18 protein-coding genes and 1 tRNA gene are annotated in these 22,639 nt (G+C 48.0%); 9 read left to right on the top strand and 10 right to left on the bottom strand.

The genetic code is table 11. The features are described 5' to 3' along the window. Positions 1 to 4 precede the first annotated feature (4 nt). Both hpaH and ACI0FR_RS04690 read left to right on the top strand, forming a co-directional pair. Positions 5 to 787 carry a 2-oxo-hept-4-ene-1,7-dioate hydratase gene (gene hpaH / locus ACI0FR_RS04685; RefSeq protein ID WP_404906407.1) on the top strand — a complete coding sequence of 261 codons (783 nt, stop codon included), beginning with the start codon at positions 5 to 7 and terminating at the stop codon, positions 785 to 787. A gap of 11 nt (positions 788 to 798) precedes the next feature. Beyond that, positions 799 to 1,566 carry an HpcH/HpaI aldolase family protein gene (locus ACI0FR_RS04690; RefSeq protein WP_404906406.1) on the top strand — a complete coding sequence of 256 codons (768 nt, stop codon included), beginning with the start codon at positions 799 to 801 and terminating at the stop codon, positions 1,564 to 1,566. A 151-nt stretch (positions 1,567 to 1,717) separates the two neighbouring features. Here ACI0FR_RS04690 and ACI0FR_RS04695 read toward each other — a convergent pair. Then, positions 1,718 to 1,792 (bottom strand) — tRNA-Gln (locus ACI0FR_RS04695). Between the two features lie 515 nt (positions 1,793 to 2,307). On the opposite strand from ACI0FR_RS04695, the gene ACI0FR_RS04700 reads away from it, so the two are divergent. After that, a complete protein-coding gene (locus tag ACI0FR_RS04700) occupies positions 2,308 to 3,081 on the top strand; it encodes an MraY family glycosyltransferase (RefSeq protein ID WP_404906405.1) in 774 nt (257 codons plus the stop codon). Positions 3,082 to 3,335: 254 nt separating this feature from the next. Here ACI0FR_RS04700 and ACI0FR_RS04705 read toward each other — a convergent pair whose 3' ends face one another. Together ACI0FR_RS04705 and ACI0FR_RS04710 are read right to left on the bottom strand one after the other, a co-directional pair. Continuing rightward, a complete protein-coding gene (locus tag ACI0FR_RS04705; RefSeq protein ID WP_404909714.1) occupies positions 3,336 to 5,240 on the bottom strand; it encodes a polysaccharide biosynthesis protein in 1,905 nt (634 codons plus the stop codon). Positions 5,241 to 5,544: 304 nt separating this feature from the next. Then, the gene (locus ACI0FR_RS04710) at positions 5,545 to 6,381 is read right to left on the bottom strand and encodes a DUF2793 domain-containing protein (protein WP_404906404.1); all 837 of its coding nucleotides are present in this window, start codon (positions 6,379 to 6,381) and stop codon (positions 5,545 to 5,547) included. A 177-nt stretch (positions 6,382 to 6,558) separates the two neighbouring features. Between ACI0FR_RS04710 and ACI0FR_RS04715 the strand changes: the two genes are divergently transcribed. Beyond that, entirely contained in the window at positions 6,559 to 7,464 is a 906-nt protein-coding gene (locus ACI0FR_RS04715; RefSeq protein WP_374829920.1) for an MBL fold metallo-hydrolase, read from the top strand. Positions 7,465 to 7,589: 125 nt separating this feature from the next. Beyond that, positions 7,590 to 7,967: a hypothetical protein gene (locus ACI0FR_RS04720; protein WP_374829922.1), complete on the top strand. Its 378-nt coding sequence runs from the start codon at positions 7,590 to 7,592 to the stop codon at positions 7,965 to 7,967. Here ACI0FR_RS04720 and ACI0FR_RS04725 read toward each other — a convergent pair whose 3' ends face one another. From ACI0FR_RS04725 to betI, 5 genes are all read right to left on the bottom strand, one after another. Then, the gene (locus ACI0FR_RS04725; RefSeq protein ID WP_404906402.1) at positions 7,968 to 8,732 is read right to left on the bottom strand and encodes a polysaccharide deacetylase family protein; all 765 of its coding nucleotides are present in this window, start codon (positions 8,730 to 8,732) and stop codon (positions 7,968 to 7,970) included. It abuts the gene before it with no gap. Between the two features lie 61 nt (positions 8,733 to 8,793). Continuing rightward, a complete protein-coding gene (ppdK, locus tag ACI0FR_RS04730) occupies positions 8,794 to 11,451 on the bottom strand; it encodes a pyruvate, phosphate dikinase (protein WP_404906401.1) in 2,658 nt (885 codons plus the stop codon). A 246-nt stretch (positions 11,452 to 11,697) separates the two neighbouring features. Then, a complete protein-coding gene (betB, locus tag ACI0FR_RS04735) occupies positions 11,698 to 13,161 on the bottom strand; it encodes a betaine-aldehyde dehydrogenase (RefSeq protein WP_374829928.1) in 1,464 nt (487 codons plus the stop codon). 20 nt (positions 13,162 to 13,181) lie between these two features. After that, entirely contained in the window at positions 13,182 to 14,846 is a 1,665-nt protein-coding gene (gene betA / locus ACI0FR_RS04740; protein ID WP_374829930.1) for a choline dehydrogenase, read from the bottom strand. 5 nt (positions 14,847 to 14,851) lie between these two features. Then, positions 14,852 to 15,454: a choline-binding transcriptional repressor BetI gene (gene betI / locus ACI0FR_RS04745; protein ID WP_404906400.1), complete on the bottom strand. Its 603-nt coding sequence runs from the start codon at positions 15,452 to 15,454 to the stop codon at positions 14,852 to 14,854. 188 nt (positions 15,455 to 15,642) lie between these two features. Here betI and ACI0FR_RS04750 point away from each other — a divergent pair, with 188 nt between their 5' ends. Next, positions 15,643 to 16,665, top strand: coding sequence for an asparaginase (locus ACI0FR_RS04750; protein WP_404906399.1), 1,023 nt, complete (start codon positions 15,643 to 15,645; stop codon positions 16,663 to 16,665). A gap of 48 nt (positions 16,666 to 16,713) precedes the next feature. On the opposite strand, the gene ACI0FR_RS04755 is transcribed toward ACI0FR_RS04750, so the two are convergent. Next, positions 16,714 to 17,706: a magnesium transporter CorA family protein gene (locus ACI0FR_RS04755; RefSeq protein ID WP_374829936.1), complete on the bottom strand. Its 993-nt coding sequence runs from the start codon at positions 17,704 to 17,706 to the stop codon at positions 16,714 to 16,716. Positions 17,707 to 17,899: 193 nt separating this feature from the next. Here ACI0FR_RS04755 and ACI0FR_RS04760 point away from each other — a divergent pair, with 193 nt between their 5' ends. Beyond that, positions 17,900 to 19,114 carry a CynX/NimT family MFS transporter gene (locus tag ACI0FR_RS04760; RefSeq protein ID WP_404906398.1) on the top strand — a complete coding sequence of 405 codons (1,215 nt, stop codon included), beginning with the start codon at positions 17,900 to 17,902 and terminating at the stop codon, positions 19,112 to 19,114. A 108-nt stretch (positions 19,115 to 19,222) separates the two neighbouring features. Further along, positions 19,223 to 20,731 carry a helicase HerA-like C-terminal domain-containing protein gene (locus ACI0FR_RS04765; protein WP_404906397.1) on the top strand — a complete coding sequence of 503 codons (1,509 nt, stop codon included), beginning with the start codon at positions 19,223 to 19,225 and terminating at the stop codon, positions 20,729 to 20,731. A 65-nt stretch (positions 20,732 to 20,796) separates the two neighbouring features. On the opposite strand, the gene ACI0FR_RS04770 is transcribed toward ACI0FR_RS04765, so the two are convergent. Further along, positions 20,797 to 21,510 carry a L,D-transpeptidase gene (locus ACI0FR_RS04770; RefSeq protein WP_404906395.1) on the bottom strand — a complete coding sequence of 238 codons (714 nt, stop codon included), beginning with the start codon at positions 21,508 to 21,510 and terminating at the stop codon, positions 20,797 to 20,799. Positions 21,511 to 21,940: 430 nt separating this feature from the next. Here ACI0FR_RS04770 and ACI0FR_RS04775 point away from each other — a divergent pair, with 430 nt between their 5' ends. Further along, positions 21,941 to 22,537, top strand: a complete 597-nt coding sequence (locus tag ACI0FR_RS04775) for a superoxide dismutase (RefSeq protein ID WP_404906394.1) — start codon at positions 21,941 to 21,943, stop codon at positions 22,535 to 22,537. Positions 22,538 to 22,639 lie beyond the last annotated feature (102 nt).

Here is a 22,639-nt window from a genome sequence, read left to right on the forward strand (position 1 = left end):
TATCATGTTGAACGATCAGGAACGCTCGCTTGCCATTGAAGCTTTGCTGGAAGCCCATCGCAGCAAAAAGCCTTGCACGCAATTATCAACCCAGTGGCCACATATCACCATTGATGATGCTTATGCGATTTCGCACGCTGTTGCGCAAAAGCGCATGGCTGGTGGCGCACGTATTGTCGGGCACAAAATTGGTCTGACATCAAAAGCTATGCAGGCTTCTTCTCAGATTGATGAGCCTGATTACGGTCATATCTTTGATGATATGCTGCTCAATGATGGTGCCAAAGTGCGCCATGCCGATTTCTGTGTTCCGCGCGTTGAGCCGGAACTGACCTTTGTACTGAAAGAGCCGCTCAAAGGCCCGAATATTGGCTTAGTGGATGTGTTGCGCGCCACAGAATATGTCATTCCGTCGATCGAAATCATTGATGCCCGAGTGCAGAACCCGCGCAAGATATTCGACACTGTAGCAGATAATGGTGCAGCCGCCGGCTTGGTTCTCGGTGGTCGTCCGGTACGCCCTGACGAGATTGATCTTCGCTGGGTAGGCGCTGTTTTCTATCGTAACTCCGAAATTGAAGAAACGGGTCTTGCCGCCGGTGTGCTCGGTCATCCGGCGATGGCGATTGCATGGCTTGCCAACAAGCTTGCGCCATTTGGCGTGACATTGGAGCCCGGTCATTTGCTGCTATCGGGCTCGTTCACGCGTCCGGTTTGGGCTGATAAGGGCGACACGCTGCATGCAGATTTTGGCCCTCTCGGCAGCGTTGCTGTGCAGTTTGTTTGATAGGTTTGATCATGGACGTGAAAACAAACCCATTTAAGGCAGCCATGCGCTCGCGCACCAAGCAAATTGGTGTGTGGAGCATGAGCGCCAGCCCTGTGGCGGTGGAAATTATCGGTAATAGCGGTTTTGATTGGGTCTGCCTTGATGCAGAACATTCACCGGTTGATATTTCCAATCTCGTGACGCTTTTGCATGCAGGATCTGCCGGTAAAGCCCATCCCGTCGTCCGTCCGGCATGGAATGATCCGGTTTTTCTCAAGCGCGTGTTGGATGTAGGCGCACAAACTGTGCTGGTGCCTTTTGTGCAAAATGCAGATGAAGCGCGCCAAGCTGTTGCAGCTTGCCGTTATCCGCCGGAAGGTATCCGCGGTGTTTCAGGAAGCTCGCGCGCATCGGCCTATGGTCAGATGAATGGTTATCTGAAAAAAGCCAATGACGAGATCTGCGTGCTGGTGCAACTTGAAACCGGTAGCGCTTTGCAAAATCTGGAAGAGATTGCGCAGGTAGAAGGTGTTGATGGTGTTTTTATCGGCCCGTCTGATCTGGCGGCATCGCTTGGTCATTTAGGCAATCCGGGGCACCCGGATGTGCAAAATGCCATTCAGGAAGCAATTGAAAAACTCAATAAGCTTGGCAAAGCCGGTGGCATTTTGACCACTGACATTGCAGCAGCTCGTAAATATCTGGAGTGGGGCTTTACTTTTGTCGCCTCGGCACTGGATATCCAGTTGCTGATGGGGGGCTTAAAAAACGCTCTGCATGATGTAACCAAAGACTAAAACATAAAACCGGCTTCTGATAATAAAGAAGCCGGTTTTTTTAATGGATCATGCTTATTGCGCATTTATAGTTATGCGATGCAACAGGCATGTTTCACAGAGCTTCATAAAATAAAGCCGTATTCTTTATCTATATTATATTGGGAAATTATGGCTGGGGCGCCTGGATTCGAACCAGGGAATGCCGGTACCAAAAACCGGTGCCTTACCGCTTGGCTACGCCCCAACAAATCGCAAATCGATTGCGCTGCGGTTGGCGAACCTATAGCCGCTTAAAAAACGAAGTGCAATCCGGTTATGTGGTTTTCCTGTAAGTTTTTTCAGGGAATGTCCAAAAAAATGCAAATCTGTGGAGAGATTAAGTCATTTTACGCGTAGTTTATGATAAATGTCTGTATTTCAGTGATTTAAGGCATGTTGCACCAGCGGCAATGATGCAAAGATGAACTGTAAAATAGTCAAAAATTGAATCAGTTAGGTCATTAAAGGCTTCAGGAGCGGATAGTGGAATCAGTTATGCCAAAGATGATCGTTGTCTTCATATCTGGATTAATCCTTTGTGTGCTACTTTTAAGCCTGCTTTATTATTTGTTGCCTCACAATTTTTTAAAAGCGCAAAAGAACGCACGCTCCAATCATACAATCCCCGCCCGACAAATTGGCGGTATAGCATTGGTGCCAACCATCTTAATTTTGTTGGGATTTTTTTATTCATATATCGGATTGAGCGGCAGGGCTGTTGTGCTGCTTGAAACAAGCGGTTGGCTTTTATGGCTGATAGGGTTGTTGGATGACCGCTACGATATCTCTGTGCGTTTACGCTTAGGGGTGCAGCTGATTAGTGCAGCTCTTGGCATTGCAGCTTTGGAATATGAAACTCCGTTTTTAGCCTTTATGCCACTATGGTTGGATCGTGGCTTGCTTGTGCTGGTAATGTTGTATTGGATCAATGTGACCAATTTCATGGATGGTCTGGATTTGATGACAGTCAGTGGCTTGGGAATTCCGGTTCTGTGGATTTCAATTTTTGCCGCTCTTGGCTTGACAGAAGGAAGTAGCGGATATTTTTCAGCACTGATTGCAGGTGCATTGTTAGGTTTTGCTTTTTTTAACTGCCATCCGGCTAAAGTTTTTTTAGGAGATTCCGGTAGCCTTCCGCTTGGTATGTTGAGCTGTTTTGTATTCCTGTCATTTGCCCGTGATACATCGATCTGGCTCGCTCTTATCTTGCCGCTTTATTATGTGCTGGATGCGTCATCAACCATTGTTATGCGTTTGTTTGAAAACGAGAATATCTTTGAGGCGCATTCACGCCATGCATATCAGAAAGCCAGAAGGACAGGTCGCTCTGTTTGGGCGATTATCAGAACTGTCGTCTTTTTAAATGTCGCACTTGGGATAGGCGTATTTTTCGCGCTGATGAAACCGCAACTATGGATAGAGCTTGCAGTTTGCTTGGCTGCTTTGCTTGCCACCAGTTCATTATTGCTGAAGCTCCGAACGACATCACTTTAAAAGCGTATAATAAAAAATCTTTCATGCGCTTAGAGATTTTCTCTAAGCGCATGAAATTATCATTTTTACAGCCTGATGGATCAAGCTCATAGTAAATTTATTCTGATGTCGTTTTTTCTTTGAAGCCTGCGCTATTCATCTTGGCAAAACACCAAACAACAAAAGCTATGGCAGCAACGCCCATTAAATAATACCAGCCCATTTTATGTTCCCTTATATTTTTAAGGTATTTGGCAGTATTATTGGAGAAATGTCTAGTTAATAATTACATCGTCTTTACAGTCATCATAAGGTATGATGCTGAAAAGTAGCTCACGCAAAGTTTCATGATCATTGGTTGTGAGAGCGTGATTTAAGCGATCAAGTGCTTCATAGATATCAATATTTTCTTTCTGTCCCCGTGGCGAGCGCATAATCTTGGGGTGACGTGTGGTTTGGACAAATTGAGGATCATAGAAAAGTTCTTCAAAAAGTTTTTCACCGGGGCGGATGCCAGTCACTTCAATCGCAATATCGCCTTGTGGGTTCTTTTGATCTTTGACAGTGAGGCCGGCAAGCAGAATCATATTTTCTGCAAGTTCTCTGATACGAATGGGTTCGCCCATTTCGAGAAGAATTGTGTCACCTGTTTGTGCCACACCACCAGATTGAATGATGAGTTCTGCGGCTTCTTTGATCGACATGAAATAACGGGTCATTTTTTCATGTGTCAGTGTGACAGGGCCACCTTTGGAAATCTGTTCGCGGAAGAGGGGAACGACAGAACCATTGGAACCTAAAACATTGCCGAAGCGTACTGAATAAAATGAACTTCTCGGATTTGAAACTTTTGCAATCTGCCCGTATTGATAGATGACGAGTTCAGCCCAACGCTTGGTCGCTCCCATTATATTGGTCGGGCGAACGGCTTTGTCTGAAGAAATCAGTACCAGTCTGTCAACTTTGGCAGAAACAGCGGCTTGTGCAACATTGACTGTGCCAATGACATTATTGCGCACACCGACGACCGGATTTTTCTCAACAAGCGGAACATGTTTATAAGCGGCACAATGATAAACTATATTGACGCCGTGATCACGAATGGTTCGTTCAACTTCCGAACAATCCATGACTGTGCCGAGAACAGGAATGATCTCACAAAGATTGAGTGCCTGTAAGTGCCGTTCCACCTCATAAAGTGCAAACTCACTCACTTCGAACAGTACAAGGCGCTTAGGCGCAAGATTGATGATTGCATGGCAAAGTTCTCGCCCGATTGAACCGCCTGCACCTGTCACCATTATGGTTTTGTTATTGACAATTTCGGTTAAAAGCGTTTGATCGGGTGGTACGGGTGAGCGTCCCAACAGATCGTCAATTTCAACATTACGTAAAGCACTGATAATATATTTGCCGGCAGACAGATCGGCAATTGGCGGCAGAATTCTGGTTTTAACAGACTGACGTCCAAGTATATTGGCATATTGACGTCGTTCTGTGGCATTTAAATTTGGGTCGGAAATGACAACCTGATCAATACCATAATTTTCTATCAATGATGGAATGCGATCAGGTGAATAAACACGCAAGCCCGCGATATCCATCCCGATAGTGGCGGGATTACTGTCAATAAAACCGTAAACTCTCATTTGCCCATGACTGCGCAATGCCGTGGCAAGTTGGCGGGCAGGGGCGCCGCTGCCAACAATCAGTGCTTTGGCAAAATCTTTATAACTATTGGTTGTACGTTGTAAAATCCATTTCGCACTAAAACGACTGGAGGCAATTAAGACTGTACTGATAAGCCAATATAAAAGTGGCACGGAGCGCGGTGCACCCCGTCCGCCATTAAGTTCTGTTAAAAAAATGACAAATACCCATAGCAGCGCAACGGCAGTGCAAGCTTGAAAAATAGACCAGATCGCCCGTTCTGGAAGATAACGGATAATGGCACGATAGAGGCCGTATTTGATAAAAATTGGCAGAGCTAAAGCAGGGACGAGTAAAATTAGAAAAAGCTGTGATTGATTAGGCTGGAAAACGATACCTAATCTTAAAACGAAAGCAGTATATGCGCTGATCAGCAATATTACACAATCAGTTGACGCTAAAATCAGTTGTTTGGTACGGCGTGGTAGCTTTGCTGCTTTTTTACACAAAGCCGTGAAATTACTGCTCAAATCATTCCTCTTAAATATTTAACCCGAACCAAAAGGCTTTTAAGTCTATTAAGTAAATTTTGTGAACGAATGAAAACTTGAGCCCACATACGAATTTTAACTGGAATCTTGTACAATAAGAGCGACTCATTTTCTAGCAATCATCCAACTTAATAATTAAAATGACGATACAAATTTTATATAAAGTTTTAAATTAGTTTTATGGCTAATAAACTTCACGATGGAATATTAGTTTTGATATAAATTCTATGTTGAAAAACAAGGTTTCTATAGTACCGAAACAAACCGTTCGGCAGGTTGTCTTTTAAGCGATCACTGTGCCGCTTCGTAAAGATAACCACTGACTGCCGTCAGAATAGGCGTGTTGTGCTCCACCTGTGGCATCGCTTACAAAAATAATGGAACCTGCGCCATGCGTTGTGGCAGAGGGTATGTTTGCAACTGTGGTCGTTCCGGTGCGGATCGGACCATCGACATGCAGGCGGGTTGATGGAAACATAGCACCAATCATAACATTGCCGCTTGTGCGGTCGATGCGCATGGCTTCGCGCCACTGGCCATTATCATCACCCACTTTAACAGAGAAATCTTTGCTTCCGGCCAGCCCCATTTCTGCATGACCTGTCCAATTGGATTGAAACAATAATGAGGCTGTGTCGGCGTCTGTGTTTTTGTTTAATTTCAGCTGGTGGCCATTGCCTGCGTGATTAAATAATGTGGCCTCTGAGGAGACCGTCAGACGGTTCGTTTCATCAGCACTGGCGTGGATACCAAGCATTTCTACGGAGCTTATATCAGAGCTGCCGGTTAATTCTTGCCAGTCATTACCGTTGAAAACAAGCATGTTGCTTTCATTTTTGACATAACAAAGCCAGCCTGTTTGCGGTGTGAAATAATACCAGCTGCCATCAGTAAAGGCAGCAATTTTTTGAGTTTGCAACGCCCAGTCGCCTCCCGCGTCGTCGGGCACAATATAGCGATCGCCTTCTTCTGCCGCGGGGTCTGGATGGGTGTAATCGCGTGCAATAACGGCAAGCTGCACAATAGCATCCAGTATTCGCAAAGCTTCATTATGGGTGACATGTTTTTGCGCTTGGCTTGGCAAAATATAAGGCAGTTTCAAATGGTTGGTTTGTTCCATAAATCATTCTCCTTCATGCAATGATTATTGCATCAAGTGTAATTCAGCTTTGGAACAGGGGGATAGATTTCTTCGTAAATAATCGCTTTTATGATGGGTTTTATACGATCTTCAGGTATAGCTACGGGTGGAATAGAAGTAAGATGGCAAGGTTTACACCGGAAAGACGTCATTGAAATGGCTTTGGTTTTTGATACTGATTTCACACCGGATTATGGTGTGGCGCATCAAGTGGCACCCAATATTTCCAGATTAACAGTCAATAATCCGAGTGCTTTTACCTTTCACGGCACCAATACTTATATCGTTGGCACCGATCATTTGGCGATTATTGATCCAGGCCCGGAAGATGATGCGCACTTTCAAGCTATTTTGAAAGCGGTCAACGAGCGTCCGGTCAGCCATATTTTTGTCAGTCATACGCACCGCGATCATTCACCATTAGCACAACGTTTGAAGCAGCGCTTTGGCGCGCAAACAGTTGCAGAAGGCGTGCATCGTCCATCACGGGAATACCATCGGGGCGAGGTTAATATGCTGGAAGCGGCAGCGGATACGGATTTTGTGCCTGATATAGCCCTGAAGCATGGCGAGACTTTGAATGGTGATGGATGGGCCCTGACAGGCATTCATACGCCCGGTCATGCGGCAAACCATATGGTATTTGCATTAGAGAACAGTGGTGTGTTGTTTTCAGCTGATCATGTGATGGCGTGGGCAACATCTGTAGTAGCGCCACCGGATGGTTCGATGAGCGATTATATGGCCTCATTGGATGTACTGCTTGAACGCGATGATCAATTATATTTGCCTGGGCATGGTGGTGCTGTAACCAATCCGGCAGCCTTTTTGCGTGGCCTTCGTATGCACCGGAAAATGCGAGAGCGCGCCATTCTGGAGCGCGTAATAACAGGTGACCGAACCATTATGGAAATCGTAAAAGCGATTTACCGCGATATTGATCCACGCCTGCATGGTGCGGCCGCGTTGTCTGTTATGGCGCATATGGAAGATCTGGTTAGCAAAGGGCTTGTGCGCACTGACGGTTATGCCAGCTTGAATGGGATCTATGCGCCATCTTAATATGAGTGATAAAATGTGATGATGTAAAAATCTGTGTTTCGTGGAAAATACGGTGTCCTATCGCTAACTTATAGGGTAAGCACGCCGCTTGGAAGCCGTAATTTAGATTCTGCGGAGATACTAATATGGATCGTAGCCAGTCAGGCGACGTATCAGATAATCATATGGAAACATCCGAGCCGGCTTCTTTGGAGGCTGTCGAGCTTGAATTTGCTTTAGGTGCTCAAGATGTTCTGACAGATGGGTTTGATGTTGCTTTGACCAAAGCGGCAGATGTTGTGCGTGGTAGAGTGCTGTTTAATATGCCGGCAGTCGACACAACGACCGCGCAACGAATTGCAGCTATTGCAATTTTTAATGATATATCTGAACAGGTTTTATTTGTCACTTTACATAATGACGGCATCACCATGTCGTTAAACCCTTTAACCGGTGAAAATAAGGTTTTTGAGGGATTAGGGCGCAATTTTGCTGCAGTCGCTCGTGGACTGGACGGCTTATAATCAATGTTGGGTCGGCTTGGCAGTCAAAACAGAATGGCTGCTTTGGACATCTTTTAGACGCACAAAACGCATTCCGCGCTGTTTTAATTTCAAAATTCCTGTGGCCACACCTTCGCCTGCTTTACGGCTTGGCTGATTGATATGGGCGATGATGACATCGCCGTCACGGGCATTTAAAATTCTTTTTTCTGTTGCGCCGCTCGAAAGTGATGCTCCCATATCGGCATTGAGCGAATATCCGCCAATCTTATAGCCCATTTCCTCAATGTGGCTTATGGCATCATTGGAATAACGCGCGGTCGCGTCGCGATACCATTGCGGCTGCGGAGCACCGGCAGCTTTAATCGCGTCTGTTCCCCCTTGTACTTCCTTTTCCACCGCTTCTAATGATCCGGCAGTTTTGATGCCATACATGGTTGGAATGGTAGTAATGGCAGGTACATGCTGAGCCCCATGATTTTCAATCTGAAATAAATCCGGATGCGCCAGCATGACTTTCATCGCAGGCTCATTATGCTGCAACCATCGCGCCGTGATGAAAAATGTTGCGGGAATTTTCTCTGCCACCAGCATATTCAAAATACGTAAATCTGTTTTGCCGGAACACGCATCAAGGGTGAGAGCGACTTGTGCACCTTTCGAACCACCCGGTTGAATGAACAATTGCGGCTCGGCCAGATTGTCAGCTTGTGCAGGAGCGCTCAGCACTGTGGCTGCACCCAAATGGGTCAAAAACAATAATCCGGCAAAAACAGGTTTGAACATTTTCGTCCTTTTAAGAGAAAGGAAAAACAGCCGGAAATTGATCCGGCTGTTTTATATCTATTTATTTGACCGAAGCTTGTGCTGCTGCCAAACGGGCAATCGGTACACGGAACGGCGAGCAGGATACATAATCAAGGCCGGTCTTTTCGCAAAATGCAATCGATGCCGGATCGCCGCCATGTTCACCACAAATGCCAAGCTTGATTTTCGGACGTGCTGAACGACCGCGCTCGGTTGCAATTTGCACCAGTTCACCAACACCATCCACATCAAGCGAAACGAACGGATCTTGTTCAATCACGCCTTTTTGCTGATAGGCGGTGATGAAAGGTGCTGCATCATCGCGTGAAATACCAAATGTTGTCTGTGTCAGATCGTTGGTGCCGAAGGAGAAAAACTCGGCAGACTGGGCAATGTCTGCTGCACGCAGAGCTGCACGCGGCAGTTCAATCATGGTACCAACCATATAGTCGATTTTAATGCCGGCTTCTTTCATCACGTCTGCGGCAACGGCATCAATGCGGGCTTTGACGAAATCCAACTCGGCTTTGAGACCGACAAGCGGCACCATCACTTCCGGAACAACAGCTTCGCCGGTTTTTTGGGCGGCTTCTACAGCTGCTTCAAAAATCGCACGCGCCTGCATTTCAGCAATTTCCGGATAGGAAATGGCAAGGCGACAACCGCGATGGCCAAGCATCGGGTTAAATTCATGCAGGCTATCACTGCGTTCGCGCAGCAATTCCGGCGATATATCCATCGCAGTTGCCACTTCGGCAATTTCAGCGTCTGTACGTGGCAGGAATTCGTGCAATGGCGGATCAAGCAAACGGATGGTGACCGGCAAACCCTTCATGATTTCAAAAATTTCGGCAAAGTCGGCGCGTTGCATCGGCAGAAGTTTTGCCAAGGCTTTGCGGCGGCCTTCTTCATCATTGGAAAGGATCATCTCGCGCATGGCAAGAATACGTTCGCCTTCAAAGAACATATGCTCGGTGCGGCAAAGCCCGATACCTTCGGCGCCAAAAGAACGGGCGGTGCGGGCATCTGCCGGTGTTTCGGCATTGGCGCGCACTTTCATGCGGCGGGTTTTGTCAGCCCATTCCATCAACTGGCCAAAGTCGCCGGAAAGTTCCGGCTGAAGCATCGCAACCGAACCTTTTAAAATCTGGCCGCTGGCACCATCAATGGTGATGATGTCGCCTTTTTTGAAGGTCTGGCCTGCGGCAAGCATGGTGGCGTTGCGGTAGTCCACACGCACTGAGCCTGCACCCGATACGCATGGCTTGCCCATGCCGCGGGCAACCACAGCCGCGTGGCTTGTCATGCCGCCGCGCGTTGTCAGAATGCCTTCTGCGGCATGCATGCCGTGAATATCTTCCGGGCTGGTTTCAATGCGTACTAGAATGACTTTGCGGCCTTCGGCCTTAGCCTGTTCTGCATCTTCGGACGAGAATACGATTTCCCCGGTTGCGGCACCTGGAGAGGCCGGAAGACCCGCGCCGATAACATGACGGGCGGCTTTCGGGTCAATGGTTGGATGCAAAAGCTGATCAAGTGATGCCGGTTCAATACGCATCACTGCTTCACTCTGCGTGATCAAACCTTCGTCCGCCATTTCCACCGCCATTTTAAGTGCTGCTTTGGCGGTGCGCTTGCCGGAGCGGGTTTGCAGCATCCACAATTTGCCACGCTCGATGGTGAATTCCAGATCCTGCATGTCGCGGTAATGCTGTTCCAGTTTGTCGGCGACGGCGATAAAATCGGCAAAAGCTTCCGGCATAACCTTTTCAAGCGATGGCTTGTCGGAACCGGCGGCAATGCGGGCTTCTTCGGTAATATTTTGTGGTGTGCGGATACCGGCAACCACATCTTCACCCTGAGCATTGACGAGAAACTCGCCATAGAGCTTCTTTTCACCGGTTGAAGGGTTGCGGGTAAAGGCAACGCCGGTGGCGGAGCTGTCACCCATATTGCCGAACACCATAGCCTGTACGTTGACAGCGGTACCCCAGCTTTCCGGAATGGAATGCAGGCGGCGATAGGTGATGGCGCGGGCATTCATCCAGCTGGAGAAAACCGCACCAACGGCGCCGGAAAGCTGCTGTTTCGGATCCTGCGGGAAAGGTTCGCCCAGCTCTTCCTCAACGGTAGCTTTATATTTGGCGATGACATCTTTCCAGTCATCAGCGGTCAAGTCCGTATCGACTTCGGTGCCGAGGCTTGCTTTTTTATCTTCGAGAATTTCTTCAAAGAATGCGTGATCGACGCCCAAAACAACATCAGAATACATCTGGATGAAGCGGCGATAGCTGTCATAGGCAAAACGGGCATCATTGGCTTCACGGGCAATAGCTTCAACAGTTTGATCATTGAGACCAAGATTAAGAACCGTATCCATCATACCAGGCATGGAAGCACGTGAGCCGGAGCGCACAGAAACCAGCAGTGGCTTGTCCATATCACCAAAACGGCGACCGGTAATTCTTGCTACTTCCGCCAAGGAATCTTGAATTTGCTGTTCCAGCTCAGGCGGATAGCTGCGGTCATGCGCGTAATAATAGGTGCAAACTTCGGTCGTGATGGTAAAACCTGGAGGAACCGGCAAGCCAAGGCTGCACATTTCAGCCAAATTCGCTCCTTTACCCCCGAGCAGTTCACGGTCACTTGCCGCGCCTTCTGCTTTTCCATCGCCGAAATTATATACCCATTTAGCCATAACGACCTCCTACATTCGCTCCGGATGCGCCTGATGCTGGTTACTTATGATGCCAAGTAACAATGCGCCTTTTGCTTATGTGATCGTAGCCGCTCGTTCCACGATAAAATGAGCCTCTGCTTGAATAGAATCGATTAAATGGCGCAAATGCCGCAAGAAATAAGCCGCGAGACCAGTGTAATTTAAAAAAACACCAGTATTCGCGGCCCAGCATCAAGGGAATCGCCAAGCGATTCCCTTGATAATTTAATATGGGCTGTCGACATCACCGGCTTCGACATAGACAGTTTTGATCTGGCTGTAATGCTCAAGCGCCGCCAGACCGTTTTCACGGCCGATACCGGAGTTTTTATAGCCGCCAAACGGCACTTCAACCGGTGTCAGATTATAGGCATTGATCCAGCAGGTACCGGCTTTCAATTTGCCGATCACACGGTGGCCGCGCGCCAGATTTTGGGTGAAAACACCAGCAGCCAAACCAAATTCTGAAGCATTGGCGCGGGTAATCACATCTTCTTCATCTTCAAAAGACAAAATGCTCATGACAGGACCAAAAATTTCTTCCTGCGCGATGGTCATATTGTCTTGCACATCAGTGAAGATGGTTGGCTGAATGAAAAATCCATTTTCAAAACCGGTGACGTTGGCCACATCGCCACCATGCACGAGTTTTGCGCCTTCTGCTCTGCCTTGTTCAATGAAAGACAAAACACGGTCTAATTGCGCGCGGCTGACAAGCGGCCCCATCTGGGTTGTTTCATCCAATGGATCACCGATTTTGATTTTGCTAGTGCGTTCAATCAGACGGCTGACAAATTTGTCATGGATATTTTTATGAACAAAAACGCGGGTGCCGTTGGAGCAAACTTGTCCGGTGGAATAGAAATTGCCGAGCATCGCGCCGCCAATGGCGTTTTCAATATCGGCATCATCAAAGACGATGAGCGGAGATTTGCCGCCCAGTTCCATCGTTGCATGTTTGAGATGGGCACCTGCCTGCGCCATAATCTTGCGGCCTGTCGGCACCGAGCCGGTGAGCGACACTTTTGCGGTTGTAGGATGCTCAATCAGTGCAGCTCCCACATCACCAAAACCTTGCACCACATTGAAAAGACCGGCTGGCAAACCAGCTTCATGGTAAATTTCTGCCAGTGCCAAAGCAGTCAGTGGTGTGTTTTCGGATGGTTTGAAAATGAAAGCATTACCCATGGCAAGCGCTGGGGCGGATTTCCATGTGGCAATCTGGATCGGGTAATTCCATGCGCCGATACCAACACAAACGCCCAAGGCTTCACGTTTTGTGTAAGCAAATGAACCACCCAAATCTACAAAGTCGCCGTTGAAAGTAGCAACCGCACCACCTAAAAACTCTAATGCATCAGCGGCAGAGGCCGCATCTGCCACCAGCGTTTCCTGAATTGCTTTACCGGTATTGAGCGTTTCAAGCCTTGATAGTTCTTCGTTTTTCTCACGCAATAATTGCGCAGCGCGTATTAAAATGCGGCCACGTTCAACCGGCTTTTTTGCCGCCCATTCAATTTGTGCTATCGCCGCACTTTGTAATGCTTGTTCAATAATAGCAGGCGTGGCGCTATGCAGCTTGGCAATCACTTCGCCTGTTGCCGGATAGACGACATTCAATTCGCGCCCGTCACGATCTTCTACGAATTGACCGCCAATGAAATGGGAGGCTTTAGGTTGGGTTTTCATCAAAGAAACTCCTGGTAAAATTAACGGTCTGAAACTTGCCAGCGTGGATTGATCCACGGCTGTTTGTTGGAGCGTGGCAGCATATCGCGTCCCAAAATATGATCCGCGGCTTTTTCACCGGTCATGATCGAAGGGGCATTGAGATTACCATTGGTGATACGTGGAAAAATTGACGAATCCGCGACACGTAAGTTTTCAACGCCAATGACACGGCAGTGAGGGTCAACCACTGCCATTGGATCATCAACTGCACCCATTTTACAAGTACCGCATGGATGGAAAGCGCTTTCGGCATGGTCGCGGATGAAATCATCCAGTTCATCATCCGTTTGCACATGTTTGCCCGGTTGAATTTCCTCGCCACGATATGGATCAAAAGCGTGCTGGCCAAAAATTTCACGGGTGAGGCGGATGCAATGGCGGAAATCTGCCCAGTCATCGGGATGCGACATATAATTAAACTGAATTTTTGGCTTGTCGCGCGGGTCACTTGAGCGAAGTGTAACGCTTCCACGTGATTTGGAGCGCATCGGCCCGACATGCGCCTGAAAGCCGTGGCCTTCGGCTGCAGCTTTGCCGTCATAGCGGATCGCTGCCGGAAGAAAATGATATTGAATATCAGGATAGTCTATACCGGCTTTCGAGCGCAAAAAGGCAGCACTTTCAAAATGGTTGCTGGCACCATCACCGGATTTGAAAAGCAACCATTGAGCGCCGATCATGGCTTTTGAAAACAAATTAAGCTTGGAGTGAAGCGTAATCGGTTGCCTGCAAGATTGCTGGATATAAAGCTCCATATGGTCTTGTAGATTTTGACCGACACCTTGCCGATCAGCAACAACCGGAATGTTGAACTCGGCCAAATGCTCAGCCGGACCGATACCGGAAAGCATCAGCAGCTTGGGTGAGTTGATGGAAGATGCAGCAATAATCACTTCGCGTCTGGCGCGGATGGTGCGGACTGAATTGCCGTTTTCGATCTCGACGCCAGTGGCGCGTTGATTCTCAATGACAACTTTATGGGCCAAGCCTTTGACCAAGGTGACGTTTTTACGTTTCAACGCTGGTTTCAAATAAGCATTGGCGGCAGACCAGCGCCGACCCTGATGGATGGTTTGTTCCATCTGGCCGAAACCTTCTTGCTTCTCGCCATTATAATCATCTGTCAGTTCAAAGCCCGCTTGATGGCCTGCTTGAATAAAGGCTTGATAAAGCGGATTGCGGCTTTTCCCGCGCTGCACATGAAGGGGGCCTTTTTTGCCCCGCCAACCATCTTTATCATTAAAGGCAACTTGTTCCATCTTTTGGAAATAGGGCAGCACATCGGCATAAGACCAACCTTGTGCACCACTTGTCCCCCAATGGTCAAAATCACGAGCATGGCCGCGCACATAAACCATTCCGTTGATGGAAGAGGAGCCACCGATCACTTTGCCGCGTGGGGTGACGAGCTGCCGTCCGTTTAAATAGGGCTCCGGCTCGGTGGAAAAGCGCCAGTCATAGGTCGCCATATTCATCGGAAAAGAAAGGGCAGCAGGCATCTGGATGAGAGGGCCGAAATCAGCGCCACCCGCCTCAATAATAATCACACTATGTTTGCCGTCTTCAGACAAGCGGTAAGCCAATGCGGAACCTGAGGAACCAGAGCCGATAATGACGAAATCTGCTTCTAAATTTGCGGACATAAAATTTAACAACCTGTTGTTTTAACCAAAAGCTGGCTGCTGATGTAATCTTCAACCAGCATGGTTGCAGTTGTCGCTCTTTCTGCATCGGATTTGTTGGTACCAAGGGCATGACGGATATAAAGGCCGTCGATCAGAGCACCAGCGCCTTTAGCGATGTGGTGCGCTTGGTCACGCGATGTCAGAGCGGTTAAATCATGCATCAGATTGGAGTGCAGACGGCTTGCATAAATATTCAGCAGCCGTCGCATATCGCCTGAGCGCTGTGCATGAACGTAAAATGTCAGCCATGCCGCAATCGTGCTGGGGCTGAACTGGGATGGTGAAAAATTCACCTCGATAATTGCTGATAAGCGCGAACGCGGGCTGTCGGCTTGGCGCAAGCCATTGGCGCTTAATATATGCAATTCGCGCAGCAAATGGCGCATAGTCTCAAGGATCAGATGTTCTTTACTGCCGAAATAATGGTGCGCCAGCGCCGATGATACACCTGCTTGTTTTGCAATTTGCGCAACGGTTACATCAAGCGAGCCGCGTTCGCCGATCGTGCGGATAGCAGCACTGATCAGATCGCTTTTGCGTTGTTGTTCCATTCCGATTTTAGGCATCATATTTCCTGTCATCAAAACCTTACTTAAAGCTAATATAGTTTTGATTGACTGATCAATCAATAAAAAATCCAAGCGCATTTTATGGCGCACAACTCCGTCTCCCATAATCTAAGAGGTGCTTTTTGTTTTATTAAAGCGTATGAGCGGCATAAGATCTTTTGCAGTTACAGGAGTGAGATCAGGCTATGGTAAACAATCCGGTTCTGGTTGAAGTGACACGGGGCAATGTTGTTGAAAGCCGCCATCGTGGTGCCATGTCGATATTTGATGGCGATGGCCGTCAGGTGTTTTCGATTGGTGATGTCGAGCGTCTGACTTTTCCGCGTTCGGCGATTAAATCCATTCAGGCGTTGCCGCTGGTGGAATCGGGCGCAGCCGATGCTTTCGGCTTTGAAGATGCCGATCTTGCAATGGCCTGTGCCTCCCATTCCGGCGAACCGGAACATGTGGCACGTGCTGAATTGATGCTGAAAAAATCTGGTCTTGATGCATCAGCCTTGGAGTGTGGCAGTCATTGGCCAAGCCAGCAGCCGGTGCTGATTGAGTTGGCAAAATCCGGCAAAGAGCCAACCGCTTTACACAATAACTGCTCCGGCAAACATGCGGGCTTTTTGGCCACTTGCATGCATTGCGGCATGCAAATCAAGGGCTATGTGGCGCAAGGGTCTGAAATTCAAAATGCTGTGCGCGATGTGATGCAGTCCGTCACCGGTGCGAAACACAGCCTTGATCATTGTGGCACGGATGGTTGTTCGATCCCGACTTACGCCATTCCTTTGTCTGATCTGGCGCATGGCTTTGCTAAAATGGCAACAGGCAACGGGCTTGAACCGCAGCGCGCTAAGGCTGCGAAACGCTTAGTAGATGCCTGTATGGCCGAGCCATTTTATGTGGCGGGCAGTAAACGTGCTTGCACCGAATTGATGCAACTGGCACCGGGACGTATTTTTGTCAAAACTGGTGCGGAAGCTGTATTCTGTGGTGCTGTGCCAGAGCTCGGCATTGGCTTCACACTGAAATGCGATGATGGCGGCACACGTGCATCGGAAGCAATGGTAATTTCGCTGCTGTCACGTTTGTTTGCCAAAGATCAGGACTTATCTGAAAAGCTTTCTGCAATGGCAAACAAGGAACTGAAAAACTGGAATGGTATTTCTTTGGGTTATGTACGACCGACTGAACTGATCAGTGCTGCAAATATCATTTAATAAAAATATCAGAGCGGGTTTATAGCAAGCCCGCTCTGATTTTATGGCTTACAGCCAGCCTTTACGGCGGAAAAAATAAAGCGGGATGAGCGCGGAAGCGACCATAAAGCCCAAGGCCATCGGATAGCCCCAAGGTGAATTCAATTCAGGCATGAAGCTGAAATTCATCCCGTAAATGGATGCAACCAGTGTTGGCGGCATGAAGCCGACAGCCGCGACCGAGAAAATCTTGATAATCGCATTTTGCTCAATCGAAATCAGGCCGACAATGGTGTCGAGCAGGAAAGTCACTTTGTTGGACAGGAAGTCCACATAATTGGTTAGTGATTGCACGTCGCGTTCCAGCGATTTGATTTGCGCACGGCTGTCTTTTTTGCCTGTCGTGTCGGACAGATTAGCGGTCAGATAAACCAGCAGGCGGCCAAGCCCTGCCAAGCTTTCACGCACGCGCGACAGAAACGATCCTTGCGCTCCGATTTGGGTCAGAATATGCCGGAAATCAGCAGTGGACATAGGGCGCACATCACTTGGGCGGCGATAGATAGAGTGTGAAGCGGCATCAATCTTGCCGGATACACTTTCCAGAATATCGGCCAAACGGTTGGTGGTCGCTTCCAGAATGCCAAGCATGACAGCATGGCCGTTGGCTTTTGCGGTAATCAGTCCATTGGCTGGCTTCATCGCACGAGAAAGATAAGTGTTGATGGATTTGGGATCGGAATAGCGCACCGTAATCAGTATTTTCTGATGGATGATAAAGGTGACGGGTGCCAGTTCGCGGTGATCCTGATTGACGGTATGCAAAATCGGCGCTGTCAGATATTGCGCGCCGTTTTCTGTGTAGAAGCGGTTGGATTCCTCAATTTCGGCCATATCAGCATGGGTTGGGATGGAAATGCCGGTCAGGTGTTCGACGATTTTATCTTCATTGACGCCTGGGGAAATGAGATCAATCCAGATGATATTATCCGGAAGACGTTCACCATTGGCCAGTTCACAATTTTCCAGATGATCGCCAACCAGTGTGTAAAATTTAATCATAAAGCGTCCTGAATGAATCATTTCGTAAATGCTGCAATTATTCCAGTGCATGCACAATAATGCCAGTTTAAATGCCTGTGCCTTAGCTTTGAAACACTAAAAGTTCAAAAGCAGTATTCATATCGTGAAGCTGTTAGTCTTATCTTTATTATTTATGATTCTCTGCGGCATTTTTTTCAAAAAGGCACTCACCATGTTGCATCGGCAGCAATCAGTCACCAGCATAGCCGTTAAAAAAACAGCTCGTATTTTGCTTGGGCTTAGTCTTGTACTGATTGCTTTTAATCTGCGGCCGGTTTTTTCCAGTTTTTCTGCTCTCTTGCCTGAAATTGTTGCCACAACGGGCATGTCGACTTTTACTGCCGGATTGCTCACCACATTACCGGTTTTATGTTTGGGCGTTTTTGCACCGCTTGCCCCTAGATTGGCGCAGCAAATCGGTGTGGAGAAAACATTGTTTCTGGTGATGTTTTTTCTGTTCATTGCCACCTTGATGCGCGGGCTTGGAACCTTGCCGTTTCTATTCATGGGCAGTGCATTGGCTGGTGCCTGTATTGCGGTGGGCAATGTTCTTCTGCCCGGTGTGGTCAAACGTGATTTTCCCGATCAAGCCGCCATCATGACAGGGCTTTATACAATGGCTTTGTGCGGCGGGGCAGCAGCTGCTGCTGGTATGACTGTGCCGGTTAAAAATCTGCTCAATGGTTCATGGCAGTGGGCACTGGCTTTCTGGGGACTGCCGGCCTTGTTGGTCTTGTTGATCTGGTTGCCGCAATCTTTTCGAAATAATCATCATAGTCGCGGTAGTCATATACGGGTGACAGGGCTGTGGCGGGATAAATTGGCATGGCAGGTCACCTTCTTCATGGGATTGCAATCGGCATTGGCTTACATCGTGTTTGGCTGGATGTCTCCGATCTTGCGTGAACGCGGCTTGAGCGGTGAAGCGGCAGGACTGATTGTTTCAATTTCCATTATGGCGCAAGTGGTGGCTTGTTTACTCATTCCCTCACTTGCGATGCGGTTTAAAACGCAAAGCCTACTCAATGTTTTGCTCTATGTTTGTGCTGTCGCCGGTTTGTTGGGGCTGCTTTATGCGCCTTTGTCCGGCGCTTGGGGATGGGCGGTCATTCAAGGTATTGGACAAGGTGGTTTAATCGCAGCTGCAATGATTATGATTGTGCTTCGTTCAAAAGATGCGTTCATTGCTGCGCATCTTTCCGGCATGGCACAATGTGTCGGATATTCAATGGCAGCATTCGGCCCATTGCTGATGGGGATGATCCATTCACTCACTGGTAGTTTCATTTGGAGCGGCGTATTGTTGATGGCAATCGGTATTGGTGGGGCTTATGCCGGGTGGGGCGCTGGCAGGGCTTTGCAGGTTAATGTTCGTGTTGAAGCTTGAGTGTTGCTGATTATTTTTATCGCGCGCCTTAAGGTATATGCAAAGCGTTGAAGAAAATCCACGAACCCGATAGACTTGTGCGCATAAGATTAAAGGAGCCGACAGCCTATGACTGGCGATAATGCGATTTTTTTAGGCGCTAGCCGTAAACCGGATGATTCATACCAGCATGCAGAAGTGCTTGCGCTTAAATATGGTAATCGTCATGGTATCGTGACCGGTGCGACAGGTACGGGCAAGACGGTTAGTCTGCAGGTGCTTGCAGAAGGTTTTTCCGCGGCAGGTGTGCCGGTTTTTTGTGCCGATATTAAAGGCGATCTTTCCGGTATTGCTGCGGTTGGTCAGGCCAAAGAAGGCTTAACCAAACGTGCGCAAGAAGTGCATCTTGATCCTTATGAGTTGAGGGCTTCGCCAGTTATTTTCTGGGATATATTTGGCGAGCAGGGGCATCCGATCCGTGCCACTATTGCCGAAATGGGACCATTACTGCTGTCACGTCTGATGAACTTAACCGACGCACAGGAAGGTGTTTTGAATATTGCCTTCCGTTTGTCCGATGAGGAAGGCTTGTTGCTGCTTGATTTGAAAGACCTGCAAGCATTGCTCGCGCACATGGTCACGCGTTCGGAAGAACTGAGCGCACGTTATGGCAATGTCAATAAAGCTTCTGTCGGGGCTATCCAGCGCTCGCTTTTAGTGCTGGAACAGCAGGGTGGCACCAAATTTTTTGGTGAACCGGCGCTCCGTATTGCAGACATTATGCGCACCAACACAGATGGTCGCGGTGTGGTCAGTGTTTTGGCTGCAGATAAACTGATGAACAATCCGCGTCTTTATTCCACATTTTTGCTCTGGTTGATGTCCGAGCTGTTCGAGCAATTGCCGGAAGTGGGTGATCCGGAAAAGCCGCGTTTAGTGTTTTTCTTTGATGAAGCGCATCTGCTGTTTAATGAAGCTCCAAAAGCATTGCTGACCCGCATCGAGCAGGTAGTTCGCCTTATCCGCTCCAAAGGTGTCGGCATTTATTTTGTGTCGCAGAACCCGCTTGATGTGCCGGAATCGGTGCTGGCGCAATTGGGTAATCGTGTGCAGCATGCTTTGCGCGCTTATACACCGCGTGAAACTGCAGCCGTCAAAACCGCAGCCGATACATTCCGTCCCAATCCGGATTTCCAGACCTTTGAAGCCATCACCAATCTTTCAACCGGTGAGGCTCTGGTTTCAACCTTGCAGGAAAAAGGCATTCCTTCGATGGTGCAGCGCACATTGATGCGTCCGCCTTCATCGCGTATTGGGCCGTTGACACCGGAAGAACGAGCGCAGATTATTGCGGTAAGCCCTGTGGCTGGCCAATATGATCAGGCGATTGACCGTGAATCTGCCTTTGAAATTTTGCAAAAGAAGGTAATGGAAATCGCTCAGGCGCAGGAAAAGTCAAAACCTGAGCCGGAAAGTGGTGGCATCTGGGGTGATCTGGTCGGTACAGCTCTTGGCACCAAGAAGACGAGTGGTCGTCAAACGGTTGCAGAAACTGCGATGAAATCGGTTGTACGTTCTGTTGGCTCATCGCTTGGCAACGCACTGGTGCGGGGCATTTTGCGCAATTTTAAACGCTGATGACTTTGCTTTTTTAATAAATGAAAACACCCGAGACCGGTTTCCCGTCTCGGGTGTTTTTTATATTACATGACCAAAATTGGTGTTTTGTTTGGCACGCGATCATAAAGATCCATTACATCCTGATTGAGCATGCGTACGCAGCCAGATGAGACAGCCTTGCCGATTGACCACCATTCAGGGTTGCCATGCAGACGGTAGAGTGTGTCTTTACCGTCTTTGAAAATGTAAAGTGCACGGGCGCCAAGCGGGTTATTAAGGCCAGGTTCCATGCCGCCGTTACGCGCACTGTATTTTTCCAGATGTGGCTGACGGGCAATCATTTCATCCGGTGGTGTCCATCTTGGCCATTTACGTTTCCACTGGATGACAGCGCGGCCGGACCAGGCAAATCCGTCTTTACCAATACCAACCCCGTAACGAAGAGCTTGACCATTCTCCATCACAAGATAGAGGAAGCGGTTGGCGGTATCGACAACAATGGTCCCCGGACGTTCGCCGGTTGGGTCGTTGACCGCCTGTCTCAGATATTTCTTATCCATTTTCTGGATAGGAATGGCAGGCAACGAATAGCCTTCGTCCTGCACAGCTGCATACATGGATGTGTAGCTGCCATTATAGGAGTCGATATTGGCTTTGGGAGCTCCGACCGGACGGCCAAAATTATCAACATCAATAATAGGAATATTTTTACTGAGCTGGGCGCAGCCGGCAAGGCTTGCTGCGGCAGTTGCGCCCAGTGCAGTCAGAAAAGAACGACGCGAAAGATATGCAGACATGTGAAAACCAGATCTGTGAAGGGGAAGGGCAGATTAAAGCGATTAAGGTTAATGAATTGCAACTTTGAAGCTAACTAGAGAAGAAATGCTTCAGTTAAAAGCGAAAACGACGATTTCGTCTCCTGTTTTTTCAAAAACATCCTGCTTGGGAAAATATCTTGATCTTTTTTGCAACCAAAACGGCTGTTGAGTGGTTGTTACTTCATGGTGTTAGAATCAAATTTGAGGCTCTCAATGATGGGGCAAATTACTATGATAGAGTGTGTAGAACATGAGAAAGCCAAACATGATTTTAATTTTCCAATAATTTTCTTGCAAAATTATGAGCGTTCCCCATTGCGAGTTTTCAATCAGGGGACTATGTAATGAGGGTTAGTTTGCGGGTTCATTCAATGATCCCAATTCAATTGAAGAAAGAGGAGAGTTCCAAATGGCTTTTGAATTACCAGAACTGCCGTATGATTATGATGCATTGGCTCCGTTCATGTCGCGTGAAACCCTTGAGTTTCACCATGACAAGCACCATCAGGCTTATGTAACCAATGGTAACAAGCTGCTCGAAGGTTCCGGTCTTGAAGGCAAAAGTCTGGAAGAAATCGTTAAAGAAAGCTTTGGCAAAAATCAGGGTCTCTTTAACAATGCCGGTCAGCATTACAACCACATCCATTTCTGGAAATGGATGAAAAAAGATGGTGGTGGCAAGAAGCTTCCTGCTGCACTTCTAAAAGCAATTGATGCAGATCTGGGCGGCTACGACAAGTTCCGTGAAGATTTTATCGCAGCTGGCGTTGGCCAGTTCGGTTCCGGCTGGGCTTGGTTGTCGGTTAAAGACGGCAAACTTGAAATCTCCAAGACAGCCAATGGCGAAAATCCGCTGGTTCATGGCGCAAAGCCAATTCTTGGCGTGGATGTCTGGGAGCATTCCTATTACATCGACTATCGCAATGCACGTCCTAAATATATGGAAGCCTTTGTTGATAGCCTGATCAACTGGGATTATGTCCTGGAAATGTACGAACAGGCATAATTCTTTTATGCTTTAAGCTGGTACCTGATAACTTTCGTTGCCAGCGCCTGGCTTGGATAATTTGAAAAAAGCCCTCATCATTTTATGGTGAGGGCTTTTTTT

Source organism: Paenochrobactrum sp. BZR 201-1 (assembly GCF_044987585.2).
Classification (GTDB): Bacteria; Pseudomonadota; Alphaproteobacteria; order Rhizobiales; family Rhizobiaceae; genus Paenochrobactrum; species Paenochrobactrum pullorum.

What these genes read in the sequence shown, in the direction of transcription:
- hpaH (WP_404906407.1), top strand. Translation starts at nt 5, where the DNA reads ATGTTGAACGATCAGGAACGCTCGCTTGCCATTGAAGCTTTGCTGGAA.
- ACI0FR_RS04690 (WP_404906406.1), top strand. Translation starts at nt 799, where the DNA reads ATGGACGTGAAAACAAACCCATTTAAGGCAGCCATGCGCTCGCGCACC.
- ACI0FR_RS04710 (WP_404906404.1), bottom strand. Translation starts at nt 6,381, where the DNA reads ATGGAACAAACCAACCATTTGAAACTGCCTTATATTTTGCCAAGCCAA.
- ACI0FR_RS04715 (WP_374829920.1), top strand. Translation starts at nt 6,559, where the DNA reads ATGGCTTTGGTTTTTGATACTGATTTCACACCGGATTATGGTGTGGCG.
- ACI0FR_RS04720 (WP_374829922.1), top strand. Translation starts at nt 7,590, where the DNA reads ATGGATCGTAGCCAGTCAGGCGACGTATCAGATAATCATATGGAAACA.
- ACI0FR_RS04725 (WP_404906402.1), bottom strand. Translation starts at nt 8,732, where the DNA reads ATGTTCAAACCTGTTTTTGCCGGATTATTGTTTTTGACCCATTTGGGT.
- ppdK (WP_404906401.1), bottom strand. Translation starts at nt 11,451, where the DNA reads ATGGCTAAATGGGTATATAATTTCGGCGATGGAAAAGCAGAAGGCGCG.
- betB (WP_374829928.1), bottom strand. Translation starts at nt 13,161, where the DNA reads ATGAAAACCCAACCTAAAGCCTCCCATTTCATTGGCGGTCAATTCGTA.
- betA (WP_374829930.1), bottom strand. Translation starts at nt 14,846, where the DNA reads ATGTCCGCAAATTTAGAAGCAGATTTCGTCATTATCGGCTCTGGTTCC.
- betI (WP_404906400.1), bottom strand. Translation starts at nt 15,454, where the DNA reads ATGCCTAAAATCGGAATGGAACAACAACGCAAAAGCGATCTGATCAGT.
- ACI0FR_RS04750 (WP_404906399.1), top strand. Translation starts at nt 15,643, where the DNA reads ATGGTAAACAATCCGGTTCTGGTTGAAGTGACACGGGGCAATGTTGTT.
- ACI0FR_RS04755 (WP_374829936.1), bottom strand. Translation starts at nt 17,706, where the DNA reads ATGATTAAATTTTACACACTGGTTGGCGATCATCTGGAAAATTGTGAA.
- ACI0FR_RS04760 (WP_404906398.1), top strand. Translation starts at nt 17,900, where the DNA reads ATGTTGCATCGGCAGCAATCAGTCACCAGCATAGCCGTTAAAAAAACA.
- ACI0FR_RS04765 (WP_404906397.1), top strand. Translation starts at nt 19,223, where the DNA reads ATGACTGGCGATAATGCGATTTTTTTAGGCGCTAGCCGTAAACCGGAT.
- ACI0FR_RS04770 (WP_404906395.1), bottom strand. Translation starts at nt 21,510, where the DNA reads ATGTCTGCATATCTTTCGCGTCGTTCTTTTCTGACTGCACTGGGCGCA.
- ACI0FR_RS04775 (WP_404906394.1), top strand. Translation starts at nt 21,941, where the DNA reads ATGGCTTTTGAATTACCAGAACTGCCGTATGATTATGATGCATTGGCT.